The organism is Rhodococcus sp. KB6, from assembly GCF_001445685.1.
Taxonomy (GTDB): Bacteria; Actinomycetota; Actinomycetes; order Mycobacteriales; family Mycobacteriaceae; genus Rhodococcus_F; species Rhodococcus_F qingshengii.
The window spans coordinates 1-805 of record NZ_LNAK01000124.1 but is presented as its reverse complement, the minus strand read 5'-3'; the positions used below and the strand labels follow the sequence as shown (position 1 = coordinate 805).

Annotated in this window: 1 protein-coding gene; it reads left to right on the top strand. The window is 60.7% G+C overall.

What is annotated here, in order from left to right:
• Nucleotides 1-805 (top strand): AMP-binding protein (locus ASU23_RS19895; protein ID WP_156423180.1); only part of this gene is annotated, 805 nt, incomplete at both ends.

The following is an 805-nucleotide window of genomic DNA, read 5'->3' as shown; positions in this document are numbered from 1 at the left end:
GTCGTTGTCGTATGGTGAGTTGTCGGTGCGGGCTAATCGTTTGGCGCGCAGGTTGATTGCTCAGGGTTGTGGTCCGGAGTCGTTGGTGGCGGTGGCGTTGCCGCGGTCGGCGGATCTTGTGGTGGCGTTGTTGGCGGTGGTGAAGTCCGGTGCGGGGTATTTGCCGGTGGATCCGTCGTATCCGGCTGATCGTGTCGAGTTCATGTTGGCTGATGCTGCTCCGGTGGCTGCGATTTCGTGGTCCGGGCGTGAGTTGGTATTGCCCGCTGGTTTGCCTGTGGTTGATATCGACGCGGTGGATGTGTCGGAGTTCGATGGTTCGGTGGTTTCGGATGCGGATCGTGTTGCGCCGTTGCGGTCGTCGAATGTTGCGTATGTGATTTACACGTCGGGTTCGACGGGTCGCCCGAAGGGTGTGCAGGTTCCGCACACGACGGTGGCGAAGTTGTTTGCGAATACCGAGGGTGTGTACGGGTTCGACGAATCCGATGTGTGGACGATGTTCCACAGTTATGCGTTCGACTTCTCGGTGTGGGAGTTGTGGGGTCCGCTGTTGTACGGCGGCACGTTGGTGGTTGTGGATTATGTGACGTCGCGGTCGCCGGAGCAGTTCCTGGAGTTGCTTGCTGCTGAGCGGGTGACCGTGCTCAATCAGACGCCGTCGGCGTTCTATCAGTTGGCCGAGGCTGATCGGTTGGCGTCGGAATCCGGTCAGGCCGCTGAGTTGTCGTTGCGGTGGGTTGTTTTCGGCGGCGAGGCGCTCGAGCTTCGACGCTTGTCGGACTGGTACGGCCGCCGCGGTGAC